23 protein-coding genes are annotated in these 20994 nt (G+C 61.7%); 12 read left to right on the top strand and 11 right to left on the bottom strand.

Features of this window, described 5'->3' with window-relative positions; all coding sequences use genetic code 11:
* Positions 1-28: 28 nt before the first annotated feature.
* Positions 29-1501, bottom strand: a complete 1473-nt coding sequence (locus BI364_RS04015) for a RimK family protein (RefSeq protein ID WP_070077662.1) — start codon at positions 1499-1501, stop codon at positions 29-31.
* Positions 1494-2600 carry a GNAT family N-acetyltransferase/peptidase C39 family protein gene (locus tag BI364_RS04010; protein WP_070077661.1) on the bottom strand — a complete coding sequence of 369 codons (1107 nt, stop codon included), beginning with the start codon at positions 2598-2600 and terminating at the stop codon, positions 1494-1496. Before BI364_RS04010 ends, BI364_RS04015 begins: the two co-directional genes overlap by 8 nt.
* Before the next feature lie 119 nt (positions 2601-2719).
* On the opposite strand from BI364_RS04010, the gene argE reads away from it, so the two are divergent.
* The 7 genes from argE (at position 2720) to BI364_RS03975 (ending at position 8045) form a co-directional block, all read left to right on the top strand.
* Positions 2720-3868, top strand: coding sequence for an acetylornithine deacetylase (argE, locus tag BI364_RS04005; protein WP_083251149.1), 1149 nt, complete (start codon positions 2720-2722; stop codon positions 3866-3868).
* 82 nt (positions 3869-3950) lie between these two features.
* Positions 3951-5276: an amino-acid N-acetyltransferase gene (gene argA, locus BI364_RS04000; RefSeq protein WP_070077660.1), complete on the top strand. Its 1326-nt coding sequence runs from the start codon at positions 3951-3953 to the stop codon at positions 5274-5276.
* Between the two features lie 114 nt (positions 5277-5390).
* Complete coding sequence (gene gloA / locus BI364_RS03995; protein WP_070077659.1) at positions 5391-5777, top strand: lactoylglutathione lyase; 387 nt, start codon at positions 5391-5393, stop codon at positions 5775-5777.
* Entirely contained in the window at positions 5774-6511 is a 738-nt protein-coding gene (gene minC / locus BI364_RS03990) for a septum site-determining protein MinC (protein WP_070077658.1), read from the top strand. Before gloA ends, minC begins: the two co-directional genes overlap by 4 nt.
* A gap of 151 nt (positions 6512-6662) precedes the next feature.
* Positions 6663-7472: a septum site-determining protein MinD gene (gene minD, locus BI364_RS03985; RefSeq protein WP_070077657.1), complete on the top strand. Its 810-nt coding sequence runs from the start codon at positions 6663-6665 to the stop codon at positions 7470-7472.
* Between the two features lie 4 nt (positions 7473-7476).
* Positions 7477-7746, top strand: a complete 270-nt coding sequence (minE, locus tag BI364_RS03980; protein ID WP_070077656.1) for a cell division topological specificity factor MinE — start codon at positions 7477-7479, stop codon at positions 7744-7746.
* A gap of 38 nt (positions 7747-7784) precedes the next feature.
* The gene (locus tag BI364_RS03975) at positions 7785-8045 is read left to right on the top strand and encodes a hypothetical protein (RefSeq protein WP_070077655.1); all 261 of its coding nucleotides are present in this window, start codon (positions 7785-7787) and stop codon (positions 8043-8045) included.
* A 9-nt stretch (positions 8046-8054) separates the two neighbouring features.
* Here BI364_RS03975 and BI364_RS03970 read toward each other — a convergent pair whose 3' ends face one another.
* Complete coding sequence (locus BI364_RS03970) at positions 8055-9446, bottom strand: hypothetical protein (protein WP_070077654.1); 1392 nt, start codon at positions 9444-9446, stop codon at positions 8055-8057.
* A 281-nt stretch (positions 9447-9727) separates the two neighbouring features.
* Between BI364_RS03970 and BI364_RS18210 the strand changes: the two genes are divergently transcribed.
* Positions 9728-10072, top strand: coding sequence for an amidohydrolase family protein (locus tag BI364_RS18210; protein ID WP_070077653.1), 345 nt, complete (start codon positions 9728-9730; stop codon positions 10070-10072).
* Between the two features lie 129 nt (positions 10073-10201).
* Positions 10202-10558 (top strand): amidohydrolase family protein, encoded by a 357-nt coding sequence (locus BI364_RS18205; RefSeq protein WP_070077652.1) that lies wholly within the window; start codon positions 10202-10204, stop codon positions 10556-10558.
* Positions 10559-10579: 21 nt separating this feature from the next.
* Here BI364_RS18205 and BI364_RS03955 read toward each other — a convergent pair whose 3' ends face one another.
* The 6 genes from BI364_RS03955 to BI364_RS03930 form a co-directional block, all read right to left on the bottom strand.
* Positions 10580-10966, bottom strand: coding sequence for a thioredoxin family protein (locus BI364_RS03955; protein ID WP_070077651.1), 387 nt, complete (start codon positions 10964-10966; stop codon positions 10580-10582).
* Between the two features lie 94 nt (positions 10967-11060).
* Positions 11061-11636 carry an LON peptidase substrate-binding domain-containing protein gene (locus BI364_RS03950; protein ID WP_070077650.1) on the bottom strand — a complete coding sequence of 192 codons (576 nt, stop codon included), beginning with the start codon at positions 11634-11636 and terminating at the stop codon, positions 11061-11063.
* Between the two features lie 2 nt (positions 11637-11638).
* Positions 11639-12271, bottom strand: a complete 633-nt coding sequence (locus BI364_RS03945) for a flavin prenyltransferase UbiX (RefSeq protein ID WP_267887968.1) — start codon at positions 12269-12271, stop codon at positions 11639-11641.
* Positions 12268-13647: a UDP-N-acetylmuramate:L-alanyl-gamma-D-glutamyl-meso-diaminopimelate ligase gene (mpl, locus tag BI364_RS03940; protein ID WP_070077648.1), complete on the bottom strand. Its 1380-nt coding sequence runs from the start codon at positions 13645-13647 to the stop codon at positions 12268-12270. The genes BI364_RS03945 and mpl overlap by 4 nt, the downstream gene beginning before the upstream one ends.
* Before the next feature lie 33 nt (positions 13648-13680).
* Positions 13681-13911, bottom strand: a complete 231-nt coding sequence (locus BI364_RS03935; RefSeq protein WP_070077647.1) for a hypothetical protein — start codon at positions 13909-13911, stop codon at positions 13681-13683.
* Positions 13880-14224 (bottom strand): hypothetical protein, encoded by a 345-nt coding sequence (locus tag BI364_RS03930; protein WP_070077646.1) that lies wholly within the window; start codon positions 14222-14224, stop codon positions 13880-13882. The genes BI364_RS03935 and BI364_RS03930 overlap by 32 nt, the downstream gene beginning before the upstream one ends.
* Before the next feature lie 41 nt (positions 14225-14265).
* Here BI364_RS03930 and BI364_RS03925 point away from each other — a divergent pair, with 41 nt between their 5' ends.
* Complete coding sequence (locus BI364_RS03925) at positions 14266-15471, top strand: phospholipase D-like domain-containing protein (protein ID WP_070077645.1); 1206 nt, start codon at positions 14266-14268, stop codon at positions 15469-15471.
* A gap of 12 nt (positions 15472-15483) precedes the next feature.
* Here BI364_RS03925 and BI364_RS03920 read toward each other — a convergent pair whose 3' ends face one another.
* Positions 15484-16695 carry an argininosuccinate synthase gene (locus tag BI364_RS03920; protein ID WP_070079870.1) on the bottom strand — a complete coding sequence of 404 codons (1212 nt, stop codon included), beginning with the start codon at positions 16693-16695 and terminating at the stop codon, positions 15484-15486.
* Between the two features lie 74 nt (positions 16696-16769).
* Positions 16770-17636 carry a MotY family protein gene (locus BI364_RS03915; RefSeq protein ID WP_070077644.1) on the bottom strand — a complete coding sequence of 289 codons (867 nt, stop codon included), beginning with the start codon at positions 17634-17636 and terminating at the stop codon, positions 16770-16772.
* Between the two features lie 249 nt (positions 17637-17885).
* Between BI364_RS03915 and BI364_RS03910 the strand changes: the two genes are divergently transcribed.
* Both BI364_RS03910 and BI364_RS03905 read left to right on the top strand, forming a co-directional pair.
* Positions 17886-19121, top strand: coding sequence for a hypothetical protein (locus tag BI364_RS03910; RefSeq protein ID WP_070077643.1), 1236 nt, complete (start codon positions 17886-17888; stop codon positions 19119-19121).
* A gap of 425 nt (positions 19122-19546) precedes the next feature.
* Positions 19547-20425: a phosphate/phosphite/phosphonate ABC transporter substrate-binding protein gene (locus BI364_RS03905; RefSeq protein ID WP_197495853.1), complete on the top strand. Its 879-nt coding sequence runs from the start codon at positions 19547-19549 to the stop codon at positions 20423-20425.
* Positions 20426-20994 lie beyond the last annotated feature (569 nt).

Here is a 20994-nt window from a genome sequence, read left to right as displayed (position 1 = left end):
CTCCCGATTGCCGCGTTGTCGCCGCGGGTTAGGACGCCCGCATTTCGATGCGACGTACGAATTCCTCCATCAAGGTCCGATAGAGGGCATCGCCCAGTACACCGTCCTCAACCCCGGCATCGATATTGGGGTTGTCATTGACCTCGATCACCACGACGTGGTCGCCATCCTGTTTGAGGTCGACGCCATAAAGACCGTCTCCTAATAATTTGGCTGCACGCAGCGCGGTCTTGACCACCTTGGTGGGCACTTCGTCGAGGTTCCAGGTCTTGAAGTTCCCAACCTGCGCACTACCGCCCTTGTCGTCGTGCTTGAGGATCTGCCAGTGTTTTTTGGACATGAAATACTGGCAAACGAACAATAGCTTGTTGTTGAGAATTCCTACGCGCCAGTCGAATTCGGTATACATGAATTCCTGCGCGAGGATCAGATCTGAATCCTTGAAGAACTGGCCGGCAAGGCGCTTGAGTTCAGCCGCGTTATTGGCTTTGACCACGCCGCGCGAGAACGAACCGTCCGGAATTTTGAGCACCATGGGAAAGCCCAGTGCTGCCTCCAACTCATTGAGGTTGTCGCGGCTGACAATGATGGTACGCGGGCGCGGAATACGGTGCGCCTTGAGCAGTTCGGCGAGATAGACCTTGTTGGTGCAGCGCAGGATCGAATCCGGGTCATCGATCACCACCATGCCTTCGCTCTCGGCTTTTTTGGCGAACTGGTAGGTGTAGTGATCGATGCTGGTGGTTTCGCGGATGAGCAGCGCATCGTATTCGGCGAGGCGCCCGTAGTCCTTGCGCGTGATCAGCTCGACGTCCACACCCACGGCCTTGCCCGCGCGCACCATCTGCGCCAACGCGCCACGGTTGGACGGCGGCAGCTTTTCGTCCGGGTTCTGCAGGATGGCCAGATCGTAGCGGTAACGCGTGCGGCTGCGCGGCTTGCGCCAGCGCCGCGCGAGAAAAACGCCTATGGCTTCGGCAAAAGCGGCTTGTTGCTCGACGGTCAGGGTCTGCAGGTGCACGGCCTGGATAGCGCTGATGCGCCATTCGCCTTGACGGCGCAGCTCTACGCGCAACACCGGACAACGGAAGGCATCAAATATCTGACGCGCCAGATCCTGCCACTCCGGCGCCGGCGTCTGCCCGAAGTAAAGCATCAGCTCCAAGCCGTTGACGATGACGTCCTGGCGTGTCCGCCCGACGGTCTTGCGCGCCAGGCGTTCGAGGTCGGCGGTGTCCAGGGTGTAAATCGCCTTGCGGCTCAGATCCTGGATGGTGCGCACGCTCGGGATCACCCGGTGCCCGCGCGCCTCGGCGAGCAGGGAAGTGTAGTAGCCCACGCTGAGATAACGGTAGGTGCGCGCAAGATTGATAACCTGCAGATCATCTTCCGCCCCATCCATGGCACCGCTCAGATAGTCGCGCACGGTGACGACCTTGAGCGCTGGATAACTATCCTTCCAGTCCGTCAGATTTTCGACGACAACAAGCGGTTCAGGCATGCGAGGGCTCCCTGCGGCTGACGATCAGAACGGCCTTGAGGCCGGCGCGGCCATAGCGGGTCATATGTTCGAACTCCTTCTGCAAAATCGGCATATTGATGGAATCGAGGGCAGTTTCACCCTGTTCGTAATCGATGAAGGGGTCGTGGACGTAGACGAAGCGTTCGTCGAAGCCGGTCACTACCACCCAGTGCGGAAATTTTTCGCCATAGATCTGATACGAGCTGATCAGCACCACCGGAATACTGCCCGCCTCGAAGCGCGACTTGAGCTCCGCCACACGCAAGGGGGTAAAGTTTATCGGCACTTCGTGAGTACGCAGTTCGTCGAGGAAGTCTTCCTGCACCAGGCGCATGACTTCTTTCTTGAGTTCGCTGCGCACCGAGTCGACCAGGAAATTCGCCCCGTCGCTAACGAATATCTCGACATCGAAGCCTCGATGCCAGGCCGATAGTGCCAGTCCGAAGGGACCACAACCACCATGTCCCGAGGTCATGAAGATCGTGGTCGCTTCGCGCCAGATACGCAGTTCCAGGGTGCGATTCATGGGTTGCCCCGACTGCAAGGTACTCATCGCCATCATCAGCGCGGCCGGCCCACAGGTGAAATCAAGCGTCTGTTCATAATAGGGCACGCCGACTTGCTCGGCCTTGAGGTGAGGCGCCAGCGACTTCTCAAAACGCAGCGCCTCCATGTGGTCCTCATAATAATCCGGCACCTGCGCGAACTGGCGATAGCCCAGGGCACGAAACAGCGCCAGCGAGGCTTCGTTGTCGCGCCGGATCTCAAGCCGCAAGCTGACCCGCCCTTCCGCTCGCGCCCGGTCCTCGGCGGCCTGTACCAGCGCGCGGCCCACCCCCTGGCCACGCAAGGCGTCGCTCACCGCGATCGAATAAATCCGCGCCATCGAGGTGCCCCGGCTGTAGAGCGTCAGCACGTAAGCGGCGGACACACCTTCGTGCTCGTGCACCAGCACGTCGGCGTGCGCCCGTAAAATCATGTATCGGAACTGGCGACGGCTCAGCCGGTCGGTCTGGAAGCAGCTTTCCTCCAGACGCAGCAAGGCATCGACATCGTCAAGCGTGGCGGGGCGGATCATTGGAGGGCAATCCTCGCAGTGCGGCGTGGGTCCGCCGGGTGACTTCACGCCGCAGGCTTCCAGCCGGCGTGCGCAACCGCCTATGCTATGACTTCACGCCCCCGACCGGAACCCTCTCGATGCCCGCGCCCTCGCTCGACCACATGCTCGCCGAACTAATCGCCACACCGACGGTAAGCAGCGTCTCGCCAGAATTCGACGGCGGTAACCTCGCGCTGGTGGAAAAACTCGCGGCCTGGCTGGAGGATGCCGGTTTTCGCGTCGAAATCATCCCGCTGGAGCACTTCCCGGATAAGGCCAACCTGATCGCGACCTTGGGCGAGGGCGAGGATGGCTTCGTGCTCTCAGGTCACACCGACACCGTGCCTTTTGACGACGGCCTGTGGACCCACGACCCATTCCGTCTGACCGCTGACAATGGACGCTTATACGGCCTTGGCACGGCCGACATGAAGAGCTTCCTGGCGCTCGCCATCGAGGCCGCACGCGGCCTCGATCCGGCACAGCTCAAACACCCGCTGATCATCGTTGGCACCGCCGATGAAGAAAGCAGTATGGATGGCGCTCGCATGCTCACGCGCCTGGGCCGCCCTCGCGCCCGCTACTGCGTCATCGGCGAGCCCACCGATCTGCGCCCGGTGCGCATGCACAAAGGCATCATCATGGAGGCCGTCCGTGTCACCGGCCGCAGCGGTCACTCAAGCGACCCCGACCGCGGGCGCAACGCGCTGGAAGGTATGTATCACGTCATGGGCGAGCTGCTCGCCTGGCGCGACGAATTGCGCGGGCACCATCACCCCGCCTTCGCCGTGCCCTACCCCACGCTCAATCTCGGGCACGTGCATGGCGGCGACAACCCCAACCGTATCTGTCCCAGCTGCGAGCTGCACTTCGATCTACGCCCGCTACCGGGGATGGAGATCGATGCCCTGCGCAGCGAATTGCAGCATCGCGTGGGTCGCGCGCTTGCCGGGCGCGGTCTCGCCTTCGAGACTCATCCCCTGTTCTGCGGCATCGAGGCCTTCGAGACGCCGGCGGACGCCACCTTGGTCACCATGCTCACGGAGCTGACCGGCCACCCGGCACAGGCCGTCGCCTTCGGCACCGAGGCGCCCTTCTTCCGCGATCTGGGCATCGAAACCGTGGTCATCGGCCCCGGCAGCATCGATCAAGCGCATCAGCCGGACGAGTACATCGAGCAGGCCGCGCTGGGGCAGACCGTCGATATCTTGCGGACGCTGATTCAGCGCTTGTGCGTAACGGCCTGAAGCCCATCCGCCCCAAGCGCACGCGCTGGGGAATTGGTTATAGTAATGCGTTATTTTCAATGATTGCCAAGGACCGCCCAGCGTGAGTCAAGCCGCTTCGCCCAGCCCGAATATCGCCTGGTTCCGTCATGCCGCGCCGTACATCCACGCCCATCGCGGCCGCACCTTTGTGGTCGCCTTCGGCGGCGAGGCCGTGGCAGACGCCACCTTCCACGATCTGGTCCACGACATCGCGCTACTCGCCAGCCTCGGCGTGCGCGTGGTGCTGGTGCACGGTGCGCGCCCGCAGATCGAGGCGCGACTCAAAGCGGCCGGCGGCGAGCTGCACTACGTCAACGGCCTGCGCGTCACCGACACCGAAGCCATGACCTCGGTCATCGCCGGCGCCGCCAGCGCACGCGCGGAGATCGAGGCGCGGCTGTCGATGAGCGTGGCCAACACGCCCATGTCCGGCATGCGCCTGACCGTGGTCGGCGGCAATCACGTGATCGCCAAGCCGGTCGGCGTGCGCGATGGCGTCGACTATCAGCACACCGGCGAGGTACGGCGTGTCGAGGCCGCCGCGATCCGGGCCCAGCTCGAACTCGGCCAGCTTGTGCTGATCTCGCCGCTCGGCTACTCGCCCACTGGCGAGATGTTCAACCTGAGCGCCGCCGAGATCGCCACCGCCGTGGCCTGCGCGCTACGCGCCGACAAGCTCATCTTCCTGGAAGAAACCGCAGGACTGCGCGACGCGCGCAGACGACCGCTGCGCCAGTTCGGACTGGCCGAAGCCCAGGCGTTGCTTGGCGGCCGTCGCCGCCTGACGGATGAAGCGCGCCAGCATCTGCGCGGCGCGATAGACGCCTGCCTCAACGGCGTGCGCCGCGCCCATCTGGTCGACCGGCGCATCGACGGCGCACTACTGCTGGAGCTGTATACCCGCGACGGCATCGGCACCCTGATTTCGGTCGGCGGCTACGAGCACCTGCGGCCGGCGATCATCGACGACGTCGGCGGCATCCTCTCCTTGATCGCGCCGCTGGAGGCCGAAGGCGTGCTGGTGCGCCGGTCGCGCGAGCAGCTCGAACTCGAAATTGGCCACTTCAGCGTCATCGAGCGCGACGGCCTCGTCATCGCCTGCGCCGCGCTTTACGGATTCCCCGACGAGGACGTCGGCGAACTGGCCTGCCTCGTGGTTCATTCGGACTACCGACACAACGGTCACGGCGACACCCTGCTCGGCCACATCGAAGAGCGGGCACGTGCGCAAGGCCTGCGTCGCCTCTTCGTGCTCACCACGCGCACCGCGCACTGGTTCCGCGAACGTGGCTTCGTACCGGGGCAGATCGATCATCTGCCTGTGGCCCGCCGGGCGCTCTACAACTACCAACGCAACTCGAGAATCTTCCTCAAGTCGCTGGATTAGGGGCTCCCTCTGGCCTTCGTACTGGCCACACCGGGCCGCAGAATTTACAATCGCCCCACTCGCTCGCGGGCGCCTTCGCGCCGGCCCCATCTTCATCAAATTCAGGAGACTCCCATGCGCATGCTGCATACCATGCTTCGTGTCGGCGACCTCGATCGCTCCATCGGCTTTTACACCGAAATGCTCGGCATGAAGCTGCTGCGCCGTCAGGAATACCCAGAGGGGCAATTCACCCTCGCCTTCGTCGGCTACGGTGACGAAGACAGCAACACCGTGTTGGAACTGACCTACAACTGGGACCAGGACCACTACGATCTCGGCTCGGGCTTCGGCCACGTCGCCATCGAGGTCGACGACATCTACCAAGCCGCCGAGGCGATTCGCGCGCGCGGCGGCAAGATTATCCGCGAGCCCGGTCCGATGAATGCCGGCAGCACGATTATCGCCTTCGTCGAGGACCCCGACGGCTACGCCATTGAGCTGCTGGGCGCGCGGCATTGAGTCACGCACCGACCCGCGGCAGCGGCTCGCCAGCCTGCGAACTCAAGGGCAGCCGCTTCACACTGTCGGTGCTCAATCTGCACAGCACTGATCTTGCCGCCATCGACGCCCAGCTCGCGGGCCTGCTGGCGCAGGCGCCTGGCTTTCTCGACCAGGCCCCCGTGGTACTTGAGCCCGGCCCCCTTGACGACCCGGACGCACTCGATCTGGACGCGTTAGCCGCGCTGTTGCGATCACACGCGCTGATCCCCGTCGCCCTGCGTGGCGGCAGTGACGCGCTACGTGCGCGCGCCGCGCGCGCCGGGTTGGCCATGATGCCAGGGTCGCCCTCCGCGTCGACGCCAACGCCGGCGCCGAACGCACAGACGGCCGAACCCGCCGAAACGCCGCATCAGGGAATGGCCGAAACAGGGCCGCGCACTATCACACGGCCAGTACGCTCGGGTCAGCAAATCTACGCCGAGGGAGGCGATCTGGTCATACTGGGCGCGGTTAGCGCCGGTGCCGAGGTCATTGCCGATGGCAGCATCCACGTTTACGGTGCACTACGAGGGCGAGCCCTCGCCGGCGCGCGCGGCAACGAATCGGCACGTATCTTCTGCCAGTCGCTCGAAGCCGAACTGCTCTCCATCGCCGGTTGCTACCGCGTACTCGATGCCCAACCGAGCGAGGCTCGGGGACGTCCAGCGCATGCTTGGCTCAACGGCGAACGCCTGATGATCGACATGCTCTGATATACTTCGCGCCGTTATGATCTATTCTGTGACAGGCGGGTGACGATCCCCGCTTGCCGGTGGGATTGCGGCTCGACCGACAACCCGCCCCACCCCGTCGGGACAGGCATCCCGCAACATCGCATCGACCTTTGGCACACTGGAGACACGCGTGGCCAGGATTATTGTCGTAACCTCGGGCAAGGGCGGCGTCGGCAAGACCACGACCGCCGCAGCTTTTTCCACCGGGCTCGCCCTGCGCGGGCACAAGACCGCCGTCATCGACTTCGATGTCGGCTTGCGCAACCTCGATCTCATCATGGGCTGCGAGCGACGCGTGGTGTATGACCTCATCAACGTCACCCAAGGCGAGGCCAACCTCAAGCAGGCGCTGATCCGCGACAAGCGCATCGATACCCTGCACATCCTCCCTGCCTCGCAAACGCGCGACAAGGATGCGCTCAGCCGCGAGGGTGTGGCGCGGGTGCTCCAGGAACTGCACGACATGGGCTTCGATTACGTCGTCTGCGATTCGCCAGCCGGTATCGAACAAGGCGCGCAGATGGCCCTGTATCACGCCGACGAGGCGCTGGTGGTCACCAATCCCGAGGTCTCGTCGGTGCGCGATTCCGACCGTATCCTCGGCATTTTGCAGAGCAAATCCAAGCGCGCCGAGGAAGGCATGGACCCGGTCAAGGAACACCTACTGATCACCCGCTACAACCCCGGCCGCGTCTCCTCTGGCGACATGCTCAGCATGGAGGATATCCTTGAAATTCTCGCCATCCCGCTGCTCGGCGTGATCCCTGAATCGCCTGCGGTGCTCAAGGCTTCGAATGCCGGCACCCCCGTCATTCTTGAGGACAAGACCGACGCGGGCCAGGCCTACACCGACGTAGTCGCCAGATTCCTCGGCGATGATCGGCCTCTCCGCTTCATCAAGACCGAGAAGCGCGGCCTCCTGAACCGACTGTTCGGATAACGCCATGGGCCTGTTCGATCTCTTCCGCAAGACCAAACCGACGACCAGCGCGCAGATCGCCAAGGAGCGCCTGCAGATCGTCATTTCCCACGAACGTGCTGCCCGAGGCAGTCCGGATTACCTGCCACGCCTCAAGCAGGACATCCTGGAGGTCATCCGCCGCTACCACGCCATTACCGACGAACAGGTCGATCTGCGCGTCGACAAGGCCGGTGGACGGGAAATTCTAGAATTGAACGTGACCCTGGCCAGCGAGACCAAACCGGCGAACTAAAACGTCGTGTGTGCCGGAAATCACGCGAGGGAACCAACATGAACGCAACCTCGGATTACCAACCACCGCTAGCGGTCTACTTCGATGAACTGGAAACCCGCTATGGCGACCAGTTCAGCTTCGACCGCCTCAGCGACGAGGAGCTGCTCACCCTTGAGCGGCTCGGGCGCGACGCCATTGAGCGCGACCGCAAGATCTCTGCCGTCGAGAAAGCCAACCTCAAGCCCCTGCTCACCCTCGTCGAGATGCATCGCCGCAAACGCGGCATCGAACCTGGCGCTAGCGGCAGCATTCACTAAGGCGAATGGCTAGGATTCCAGGCGCTCGATAGTGGACGAGGCCTGTGCATTGCGTTGGCGACGTGCGGCCCAGGCCTCGTCGATAACCAGGGGCAGAAAAATCACCAGATCATAAATCCGCACGGCTATCTGGCCGCCCAGATGAGCCGACCAGGCCAGCATCCGAGACAGCATGGCGAACAGCCCCAACACCGCTACCAACAGGCTCATCCCCACCTGACGACCGCTGCGCAACGCTGCTTCGAACGGCAACTCGGTCGCCAGCAGCAGCAGCGCGAGCAGGATGCTCAGACCTCCTGCGGCGAAGACCGGCGCTGCACCCGGCGGAACCGGGCCGACTGGCACAGGACTGCCGAAGACCACCAGTGCGGCCATGAATGCAAGCTGTAGAAAAACCAAGATCACAAGTACCGCCATGAGCCGACCGCGCACCCGTTCCTGCAAGACGCCGAGCCCAGGCAACAGCCGCGTCATACGTCCGAGCTCCAGCAAGAGCGCACCGAGCAGTATGGGCGCACTCACCAGTGCCCAAGCGCTGATTTCCGGTAACGACCACCCGAACACTTGCGGTTGCGCAGCGAGTAGGTGTGTCAGCGGAAGTTTCAGCAGTGAGAGCTCCCCTGCAACCAACACGCCGAAGCCACCGAGCATCAGTATTGCCAGCGTAAAGCGTGTCAGGTAGCGCAGCTGTAAAGCCAACCCTGGCACGGGCGGCTCGCTGCGTACGCGCTCGAACTCCCCCATATGCGTGTCGGTCAACGCTACGCGATCTGCCAGCTCCATCACCGTACGCTCCATGCGTTCGAGTATGGCTGCCGTCTTGCGCCATTGCGGTGCCGCACGGCGCAGCAACAGGTGACGCTTACGACTGGCGTAACGATATTCTTCCAGGGCATCGTGACTCGCGCGGGTCAGGGTCGAATGCATTGCATCTAGTATCTTGACCAGTGCCGGCTCCGCTCCACCCGACGTATGCGCCACCGCATCCACCGCCTCTAGCCAGTTGGGCGGAGCGGGTGGGATCTCAACGCTGGCATCGTAGTCGCGTTCGATGCGTGTGATCTGCTCGGTCGCCTGACGGTGCAGACTGGGATATTCGCCAAGTTCATTGCGTACAACATCGGCCAAACGCCGAAAATCTCGCGTCAGCCGTCGCTCTGCCTCCGCGCGGGCTGCGGCCTCCATCACCTCGGCTTGGAGGGATTGCCCGCTGCGCCGCAGTCGCCAGAGTAGCGCTGCCAGGCCACGAAGCGCGCGGGCCAGCGCCCGACTCAAACCCAGCAGCAATCGGTGCGCATGAGTCCTGGCGAGGTACAGGAGGACCAACGCAAACAATCCCCATAACACCATGGATTCCCAGATAAGCCCCGGTCCCAGCGACAACAGGTTGTAGACGTCCATTGTGATTCTCCGTTTCGCATTCGTAGTCGGACGGTCGTTTCGGATTCTAAGTTTACAAGGCTAATGTCCTGCCTGCTGGCATACCCTCTGTAGCATAGCTGCGCGCGCAAGCCTGACGAGATCAAGATGACGTCTCGGCTGATCGCCAATGCACAGATTGTGAATGAGAGCTAGACCTGGAAACTGGACGTATTCGTTCGCGACGGCCCATCGAGGCCATCGGCGGCGACCTGGCTGGACGCACCGCGGACATCGTCATCGATGCCGTTGGGCTGGTCTTCATGCCGGAGATGTTCGGCGATCAGGTCCACTTCCGCGAACCCGGCATGCCGGACAAGGCGGGCATCTCCAGCTTCATGGATATGCCGAATACTCGTCTGCTCGCGCTCAATATCGATGCGCTGGAGGCCAAGTATGCCCGTGCCGCGGAATGCTTGGTCGCCAATTTCGCCTTCTTTCTCGGTGCCAGCAATGACAATCTCGATGATATACGGCGCCTGCCGGTAGGCGCGGCCTGCGGCATCAAGGTCTTCATGGGCGCCTCCACCGGCAACATGCTGCTCGACTCAACCGATGTGCTTGAACGTATCTTCGCCGAGGCACCGGCGCTAATCGCTAATCGCTAACCACTGCGGGCACACACCGGCGTATCTCGCCAACGAGGCACGCTATCGCGAGCGCTACGACGAGGAAGTGCCCATCGCCGCCCACTCGCTGATACGCAGCGCCGAGACCTGTTACCTGTCCAGCGCGAGATGGCTGTGTCTCTGGCCCGCTACCACGGCGCCCCACTGCACGTATTGCATATCTCCACCGCACGGGAACTCGAACTGTTCGAGCCGGGCCCGATAGCCGACAAGTTGACCACCGCTGAGGCATGCGTGCACTTTCTGGCCTTCGACGACCGCGATTTCGAGCGCCTGGGTACGCAGATCATTCGAAGTACTCCGCGAAAACCCACTCTCTATAAGTGCGGCTGCTCGCCCTTCGTCGACTCCACCTTCCGCTCCAGCATCCAGGCCACGATCGTCAGCAGGCAGGTCGCCTATCGCAACGGCGGTGTCGACGATAATGGGCGCAGACAGTGTTTACGCTTCGGTAGCCAGCGCTGACGCGGTAGCGCATTCCAGTGCCTATTCAGACGTTGCCGGAGCCTGTTCTGCCTGCTGACGCCGCACGTCCTCGTGTACCTGCGCCATATCGATCTCACGCACCTTACCGATCACATCCTCCAGCTGACCAGCCGATAGCATGCCCGGTTGGGAAAACAAGATGACCTGCTCGCGGAAGATCATCAGGGTGGGAATCGACCGAATCTGGAAGGCTGCGGCAAGGCCCTGCTGCTCCTCCGTATTCACCTTCGAAAACACGATATCGGGATGATTCCCGGCCGCAGCCTCAAAGGTCGGCGCAAAGGCGCGGCAGGGCGCGCACCAGGGGGCCCAGAAATCGATAATCACGATGTCATTGTTCTGTATCGTCGGCTCGAAGTCGTCCTGGGTCAGTTCCATTACAGCCATGATGGCCTCCTCGTCTGTTGAGGGTTTATTAGCGTTTTATGATACAACAAGTCAGACAACCGACCAAATCCTGAGCGCAGAATCTAGCCTTGGTTCAGGCAAGCCCTCGACGCAGTGCGGTACGCAACTCGTCCAGACGCAGAAGCGGATCCTTCAGCTCATAGAGATGCTGCTTCGCTGCCGGTTGCAACGGCAGCAACTCAGTCAGCCGAGCGCCCACCCAAACCGCATCCTCATAGTGACCCTCCAAGGTGCTGAATGGGGGGCCCAATTGATCGAGCATACGTCGTAACAGCTCGGACAGGGTTAGCTGGTCTGCCGGCATTGGCACCGCGGCCTCCGACGGCAGCAAGGCGACCTCGGCGCGCAAGAGTCCGTTCGGTGCAGGTGCATAATCAAGTACGTGTAAACGCTGTTCGCCCTGCACCACGATACCGAGCAAGCCGTCAGCGCGGCGATCCCAGTCGACGATACGCACCATAGTACCGAAGCGGTAAATACGTGGTGCGGGACCGACTTCATCGCCAGATTCAATGAGACAGATTCCGAAACCGCTGTCGTCTCTTAGACAATCTCTGACCATGTCCAGATAACGCGCCTCGAAGATGCGCAGCGGCAACAGGCCCCCCGGGAAGAGCACGCTGTGCAGTGGAAATAAGGGCAGCGGCATACTCAGTCGCCTGCGCTGGGCTCGCCCCAGGGCGGCAACAGCCCTTGCGGCACCGACAAATGATCAAGCACACGGGCAACCATGAAATCGATTAAGTCCTCGATGCTTTGCGGGCGGTGATAGAACCCAGGATTGGCCGGCATCATCACCGCACCCATGCGGGTAAGTCTGAGCATGTTCTCCAGGTGAATCTCAGACAACGGGGTTTCCCGTAACACCACAATCAGGCGCCGGCGTTCCTTGAGCATCACATCGGCGGCGCGCTCGATCAACGAACGCGAAGCGCCTACCGCCACCGCGGACAACGTCCCCGTCGTGCAAGGGCAGATCACCATTGACTCAGGCGCCCCCGAACCACTGGCAACCGGTGCCGTCCACTGCTGCTCGCCGAAGACCTCGAGCTGGCCGGGCGCGGCGCCATAAAGCGCCGACAGCGTCCGTGCCAGTTCGGCGGGACGACCGGGCAAACTGAGATCGGTTTCCATGCCGATCACCACCCGTGCCGGTTGCGACAACATCAGATAAACATGCACATCGGCCTGGATCAGGCACTCCAGCAGGCGCAGGCCATACTGCACCCCGGAGGCACCGGTCATCGCCAGCGCAATACGCCGCCGTGTCGTTGCCGTATTCACGACCGCGCCTCGCGCTCGGCCAACGCTGCGCGAACCCTGGCCGGCAGACCACCGAAACCACCATTGCTCATGAATACGACGTGGTCACCAGGCACCAGCGTATCGACCAGCTCCGCGGCCAAGCGATCGATATCCGGTTCGACGCGTGCCCGCGTGCCCAATGCGGTGGCCACCTCATCCAACGACCAGCCAAGATCCGCCGGCCGATATAGCCAGCTTCGATCTGCCTCCCGCAGGGCAGCGGCAAGTCGATCCCGATGCACACCCATGCGCATGGTGTTGGACCGCGGCTCGAGCACCGCCACCAAGCGCGCGGCGCCAACGCGTGCGCGCAGCCCCTCCAGTGTTGTGGCGATCGCAGTGGGATGATGGGCAAAATCGTCGTACAGGTGTACGCCTGCCACCTCGCCCAACATTTCCAGACGACGGGCCACGCCGCGGAAGCCCGGCAACGCGTCTAATCCGACCGCGAGCGGCACCCCCGCATGGCGCGCGGCCAGTAATGCCGCGAGTGCATTGCTGGCATTATGGCGGCCGAGCAGATCCCACGACACCGCCCCCCGCGACTCGCCATCCTGCAATATCTCGAAGCGGCTCCCGTCGGGTCGCAAGAGGCGGACACGCCAGCCCTGGTCTCCCATCTCCGCCGCACCGAAATCCTCGGTGGGCGTCCAGCAGCCCTGTGCCAGCACGCCCCGCAGGCAGGCATCGTCCGTATTGTCGACGATCAGACCATTACCTGGCACGGTACGCACCAAATGGTGAAATTGCCGCTGTATCGCCTCGATATCGGGGAAGATGTCCGCATGATCGAACTCAAGATTGTTGAGCACCAGGGTCCGTGGACGATAATGTACGAACTTGGATCGCTTGTCGAAGAAAGCGGTATCGTATTCGTCGGCCTCGACCACAAAGAATGGGCTTTCCGTCAGACGCGCGGAAACGCCGAAATTCGCGGGCACGCCACCGATCAAAAACCCCGGCGACAGCCCGGCATGCTCCAGAATATGCGCCAGCAAGCTGGCCGTGGTGGTCTTACCGTGGGTCCCTGCCACCGCGAGCACCCAGCGTCCGCGCAGCACATGCTCGGCCAACCACTGCGGGCCCGAGGTATAGTCGATGCCGCGATCTAGCAGCGCCTCGACCACCGGCAAGCCGCGGCGCATGACGTTACCCACCACCACCTGATCCGGCACCGGCGCGAGCTGCTCTGGATCATAGCCCGTATGAACCTCAATACCCACGGCGGCAAGCTGGGTGCTCATCGGCGGGTACAGCGGCCCGTCCGCGCCACTGACGGTGTGCCCCGCCGCGCGCGCGAGCTGTGCGAGCCCGCCCATGAAGGTGCCGCCAATGCCCAGTATGTGTATATGCATGCGATTATTTATCCTGTCGCCCATGGACTGGCGTCAGCCGCCCATGGTGCCGCCGAAAAACCCGATGATCAGCAGCGATGCCGTGAACATGAAACCGAGCGCGGTCGCCACTCCAAGCCAACCCTGCCGCAAGTCCAGCGCGTGGCGAAAAATACGTCCGAATACGGCGATCATCCAGCCGAGCGTAATCAGATACGCGATAGCGGCGAACGGCGCCGGCGTTTCGGCGGCTTCAGCGTGATAAAGCGTGAGCAGTTGCGGCATCCAACAGCAGACCCATTACAGCACCGCTACCGGCCAACGCGGTGAGCGTCTGCACCAGACGCTGTGGATGCTGGGTCAGCATCAGCGCACCATAGACCCAAGCCACCAACACCGCCGTCTCGACCACGGCCTGCAACAGTCCGCCCCACCAACCCGAAAGCGGCAACACGTTGACGGCGCTCACCATCAGGTAAGCCGCAAGGCTGAACGCCATCCAGCCGAACGATGCCGGCATGTCCTGCGGCCCCGCTCGCATCATGCAGAGATTGAGTATGCGCTTGAGGAAACTGAGAAATGACACGGCGTCTGGCATGATACAAATTGTTTAGGATAACACGTGACTACCGCCCCATAATGATACGCCCCCCCTTCACACGCAAACACGGCGCGGCGAGCTTCCCCAAACGAAGCGGACACCGGCTGGATCTGCTTGTGGATGGACAGCGCTTCTTCCCGGCCATGCTTGAAACCATTGCCGAGGCACGTCAATACATCCTGATGGAGATGTATCTGTTCGAATCAGGCGCCTTGGCCGAGCGCTTCATTGATGCCTTGCTGGCGGCCGCCGCGCGCGATGTGACCGTGCGGCTGCTGATCGACGACTTCGGCGCCCTAGGCCTGCAAGCACAAGACCGATCGCGGCTCCGCGAGGGTGGCGTCACGCTCGCCTTCTACAATCCCCTTCGAGTGGGCCGGCTTTCCGCCAATTTGCACCGCGATCATCGCAAGTTGCTACTGGTCGATGGCCAGGTAGCCTTTACCGGCGGTAGCGGCATCACCGACGACTTCGATCCCACGGTCCGCCCGCAAGGCTGGTGGCATGATCTGATGTTACGCATCGAGGGTCCGGTAACAGCAGACTGGCAGCACTTATTCGAAAACGCTTGGCATCGATCGATTTCTGACGACGTACCGGCGCTGCCGAGGCCTGCACCCAGCGCCGCCGGTCCACACGTCGCGCGCGTGGTGGTTAACGATGGGCGTCGGCGCGACATCCAGCGCCGCCTGGCCCGCTGCATCACGCAGGCGCACCATCGAATATCGATCAGCGTCGCTTATTTCGTCCCGCCGCTACGCATTCGCGCGGCCCTACGACGCGCCGCCCTGCGCGGCGTCGAAGTACATTTGATCGTCCCCGGCCTCCACACCGACCATCAGGCGGCGCGCTATGCTGGAAGACGCTTCTACACGCAACTATTGCGCGCTGGCGTACACATCCACGAATACACGCCACGCTTCACCCACGTAAAGCTGATGATCTGCGACGACTGGGTGAGCCTTGGCTCGGCCAATCTCGACCACTGGACGCTGCGCTGGAACCTGGAGGCCAACCTGGAGGTGGACGGTGCATCGTTCGCGGAAGTCGCACAACTTGCCTTCGAGGATGATCTCGCACAAGCGCGCGAGATCACGCTGTCCGCATGGCGTGCGCGCAGCCGGCGTACGCGCATCAAGGAATGGTTCTGGAGCCTAATCAGCGGCTGGCTCGCGCGCCGGGGTCCGCCGGGGCGCGATCGACACAGACCTCGAACTCAACCCGCGCCGGAACGACGCGGGTGAGGTCCTCAGAACTCAGGCGGATCGGCCGCGCGCGGCCGCGATACGCAGACGTAGCGCGTTGAGCTTGATGAATCCCGCCGCGTCCTTCTGATCATAAGCGCCGGCATCGTCTTCAAAGGTCGCGATGCTGGCATCGAACAGACTGTCGTCGGACTTGCGCCCGACCACGCTGACGCCGCCCTTGTAGAGCTTGAGTCTCACCACACCGTTCACCGGTGTCTGTGAGATATCGATCATCGACTGTAGCATCCGCCGCTCCGGACTCCACCAGTAACCGTTGTAGATCAGGCTGGCGTAACGCGGCATCAACTCGTCCTTGAGGTGCGCCGCCTCGCGGTCCAGGGTAATGGATTCGATTGCGCGGTGCGCCTTGAGCAGAATTGTGCCACCGGGTGTTTCGTAGCAGCCGCGCGACTTCATGCCCACGTAACGGTTTTCGACGATATCAAGCCGGCCGATACCGTTGGCGCCACCGATCTTGTTGAGTGTCGTCAGCACCGTGGCCGGACTCATCGCCTCCCCATCAATGGCAACCACATCGCCTCGGGCAAAGGTGAGTTCAATATAGGCGGGGGTATCCGGCGCCTGCTCAGGCGCCACACTCCAGCGCCACATCGATTCCTCGGCTTCGGCCCAGGTATCCTCCAGAATGCCGCCTTCGTAAGAGATATGCAGCAAATTGGCGTCCATCGAGTACGGCGACTTGTGGCCATGGCGCTCGATAGGGATGCCATGCTGCTCGGCATAGGCCAGCAGACGCTCGCGCGAGGTCAAATCCCACTCGCGCCAAGGCGCGATCACCTGGATGCCCGGCTTCAGGGCATAAGCGCCCAGTTCGAAACGCACCTGATCGTTGCCCTTGCCGGTCGCGCCATGGGACACCGCGTCAGCGCCAGTCTGATTGGCGATCTCGACCAAGCGCTTGGCGATCAACGGACGCGCAATCGAGGTGCCCAGCAGGTACTCACCCTCGTAGATCGCATTGGCGCGGAACATCGGAAACACGAAGTCGCGCACGAATTCCTCGCGCAGATCCTCGATGTATATCTCCTTCACACCCAGCTGCTGCGCCTTGACACGCGCCGGCTCGACCTCCTCGCCCTGCCCAAGATCTGCAGTGAAGGTCACCACCTCGCAGCCATAGGTTTCCTGCAGCCACTTGAGAATCACAGAGGTGTCGAGGCCGCCTGAATAGGCGAGCACGATCTTGTTCACATCAGCCATGTTGCTTTGCTCCGCTTGAGTACGCATCCCCATCTTCGACGAAGGGGAAAAGGCGATTATAACTTAGCGTTGGCTCATCGGATAAGCAGCACCGAGACCCGGCGATTGCGCGCACGCCCCTGTGCTGTGCGGTTGGTCGCGACAGGGCTGTATTCGCCCTGGGAGGCGATCCGGATGGATTGCGTAACACCTTGGGCCTTGAGATATCCGGATACGGTTTCAGCTCGGCGCAAACCCAAACCGTAATTGGCATAGGCCGTACCAACATTGTCCGTATTGCCGGTGGCCCGAATAATACGGACACTACCGCCGAATATATGCAGATATTCGGCCAAGCGTCTCAAACGCGCCTTAACCTTGGCATTAAGCTGCGAGCTGCCGCTGGCAAAATGAATCATCGTTTTTTCATAGTCCGCGAAGCGCGCGGGCTTGAGACTTGCCGTGCACTTCTGCAGGCGCCTCATGGCGGCCGCGAATCGTAAGGACGACACCTCGGCGTGTATCTGCGCCTGATCGTCAATCGTGTAATCGAGGGCCGCGAAATGCCCTCGACGCAACGCCAACATCACCGCGCGCGCCGGCGACTCGCCAAAGCTCACAAGGTTGCCACCCGAGACGCTGTCGCTGGCCAGGGTACTGCGCGCTACCTCTTGCCCAGGCTGCCAGGGCGCCGCCTGCACGCGCAGGCGCATCGACTGCCCTTGATAAAGGCCCCTGCGTACACTGACCACGAAAGACAGATGGCCGTCGGCTCGCTGAATCAGACTCACTCGGCCGAAATCGGGTATCGATTGTTCAAGGCGACATTCGAACGGCCCGCTCCGTAAGTCCCAGCGCACATCGCTCATCGGGGCCGCGAAGGCCAACAGCGGAGCCGCGTGTACGCCCAAGGACGCCAACGAAATCACAGCCGTCAGGGCCGCTCGTATACGGGCATACATGTGTCATCAACTCCGATTCCGGACGATCAGAATATCGGCCGCCGACCCAAGACCTTTAACACCCAATGGCGGGAACGCGCATAATTAAACACTGTCGAAGCGATGTCGGGGATGCCCTACAGAACCCTCTCCGCCTCACCTGCACGACAAAAAATGGCAAAATAACCTGCCGCCACGGCAAGTCGTTAGGCGACATGACGCCCGACCCATCCCGTCGGATGAACTACTACACAAGCGAGGCCACGCAACATGTCCAACGCTGCAAGAACACTGCAAGACGCTACAACCGGAGTCGAACTCACCGCTGAACAACTGTCTGGCCTGGGCAAGATCGGGGAAACCGCCAATCAGGTCACCGATCTACTCAAAATGTCTCAGACCGTGCTGGAGGATCTACGTGACGGCATTGATGTGGATGCCATCGCCGATCGCATCGGCCCCGAGATGGAAGCACTGGTCCAGACGCTGGGCGAGATCATGCGCCTGATCGAGGTGGATTCCGTGCAGACACTGCACGAGAAGGTCCACGCGAGCGTTCAGACGCTACAGGCATCACACGTGATCGAAGCGGCGCCGGAGCTGCTGGCACTGATCGGCAGCCTGCACGATAGTGGCCTACTCAAGCTGCTACCGCCCATCCTGACCCAACTGGGCGGCGTTACGGACGGCATTGATGCAGACCGCCTGGGCGAGCGCATCGCCGGATTCAATGCCTCCCTGTCGTATTGGGCCGATAGTGCGCGGGAAGGACTGCGTATCGCCGGTGACCAGCTCGGCGAGCTCGATATCCCCGGGCAACTCGCCAAGCTTGAAGACCTCGCCGATCAATGGTGGCACATCGCCCTGCGTGCCAAGCGCTTGGCTCAGGGAGACGACGAAAGTCTCGGCGACCGCGTCGAATGGCTGCTGGGACATGCCGAACGGCTCAGCGCGCAAATCGGGCCCGTGGTCGGGGCGCTCGCCGAACTGGCGCCCGAAGCACTCAAGTCCATCGACTTTTCTACCATCGCCGCCAAGATCACCAGCGGCGCCATCGAATGGATCGAGGTCGGCGTACAGGCCCACAGCCTAGTCAAGGGCGATAGCGAATCACTGGCCGCACGCGTCCGCTTGATGCTCGAAGGCGCCCGAGAGGCCGGTCTTGATCAGATGATCCCCGATTTGATGGTCATGCTCGGCACGGTCAATCGGACGGGCCTACTGCGCAAAATGAACATGCTGCTGAGCACGCTCGAACCCCATATGCCCGCCGACGACGAACTCAAGCGTTGGTTGGAACAAGGTACCGTCCTGGCGCAGCGCTATCAACCTCAAATTGCCGGTGCACTACCCGCGCTCGATGGCGCACTCAAGGCCATGGAAGGTACCGAGAAGAAAGGTGGCGGCATCTTCGGCCTGCTCGGCATCGTATTCTCTCGCAAGACCCAATATGTCTTGCGCTTTGCGATCGAGTTCGCTTATCGCTTTCTGCGCGGAAACAAATAAGCATGTGCAAGACGGATAATCCCGGGCACTCTAGCGACCGCCCGGGATTATCTATCAAGATTTTTTCCGCCAATTACCTCTATTATCGAACCGATCGCCAACGACAAAGACTTTAGGTCGACAGCTAGAAAAACGGCTTCCGCAAAATCATGTATCGCCCGCAACAACGTGGCGTGGTTCCCATCAATGTGCCAGCATGTTGCGCGAATCACACGCAAGCCGCATCAATCTATCGACATCGTGCCTCCAGGCATGGGCAAGACCGTGATTCGAATGATGAATAGGTGGCGACCTATCCTCATCGCAGGACACCTTGATACTCGGAATTCCAAACACGGAGAGGTCATGCAGGGTTACCGCAACTATGTTATTAATGCCCTTGCCACCGCATAAGAATGCAACCGAACGAAGACAAAGGTATTGGCATGAATACACGGATATTCCCTCGCATGCTGCTCGCATGCCTGTTGGTAGCCCCAAGCCTCGCGCAAGCGGCCCAACCTCTGATTCTGACCGCTCCGCCGCGCGAAACGCCGGCCGCCGCAGAGCAGCTATATGGGCCGCTTGCCGCTGAACTGACCAAGCTCGTCGGCCAACCGGTCGTCTACAAATATCCCGGACTGTATATGGGCGACTGGGGCACCTATAGCCATCGCATGCAAAAAGGCGCCTTCACCTTCGTCTTCGACGGCCCTCAGTTCGTCTCTTGGCGCATGAAGTACTTGCACGATGTTCCGCTGGTCAGCCTGCCCGGGCATCTTGCCTATGTCGTCGCAACCTCAAATCCACAAATCAATGCGCTCAAAGATCTTATCGGCAGTCGCGTCTGCGGGCTTGACTCTCCAAACCTGTTAACGCTTAGCTTCATGAGCCGGTATAGCGACCCACTGCAACAACCGATCATCGTAGCCATCGACAGCGGCGGTTTCCCAGCGATCTACCGTGCCCAACTGGCTGGAAAATGCAGTACGGCGATCTATCGAGATTCATACTTCAAACACCATCTGAGCGCAGTTCAGCGCTCCAAGCTGCGGGTTATCTACACATCAGCCACACCAATGCCCAACCAAACACTGACGGCTAGCCCGGATATCCCTGCAGCCGCGCGCGCGCGCATTATCGCAGCACTGAGCAACCCCGAAGGCGCCAAGCCGGCTGCTCCAATTTTCCATCGATTCGCCAGGAGCGCAACCCATTTCATCCCCGCCGACCCTGCCGCCTTTCAGGGACTCTATGAATTGCTGACGCCACTTGGCTGGGTGTCAGGATGGGTGCCCAAACCGGACCCGAATGCCTCGCCCTGAAGGGCTTGGCAGGCCATCCCGGATCAACACAAGCGGGCATACGAAAACGGCAATATCGGCTTCAATGGTAGGGTATATGCCGTTACGCCCCCCCCGGCCCGTAAGACGCGTCACAACCGGCCATCGCCCCCTTCATCTCCGACGTCGGCACGCGCAACCCCTCCAGCAGGCTGATGTACGACATACCGAGCGAAGTGATCGTGACCAGGGATGGCGTCGGCGACTATCACTCGCATGCCGACAAGCTGAATTACTTCCCGCTGGTACTACACGGCCCTGGTTACGCAATTCCCAGCGGTCGGGACGGCATCGGATTTTTTTTACGAGCGCATGCAATGAGAAACCGGCGATGCCAGCGGCGGCACGGCCGGCTTTGGCGGCGCACCGGCTGCCGTTGATTTTGGCGATGGACTGAGCAACGGCGAGGTACTGGCCAGATCGACGCAAGCGGGCATTTCTAGCATCGTCAGCGATACCCACATCGATTTGATCAAAAGCTCGCAGCGGTCACCGAATCGCGTGTCTCCGAGCCGTCGATGCTATGGTTTTTCGGCATGGCACTCGCGGGT

It is taken from the genome of Acidihalobacter yilgarnensis, assembly GCF_001753245.1.
In the GTDB taxonomy this organism is placed as follows: domain Bacteria; phylum Pseudomonadota; class Gammaproteobacteria; order DSM-5130; family Acidihalobacteraceae; genus Acidihalobacter; species Acidihalobacter yilgarnensis.
Note: the sequence above shows the minus strand (reverse complement) of the source record. Positions and strands in the feature narration are given on the sequence as shown.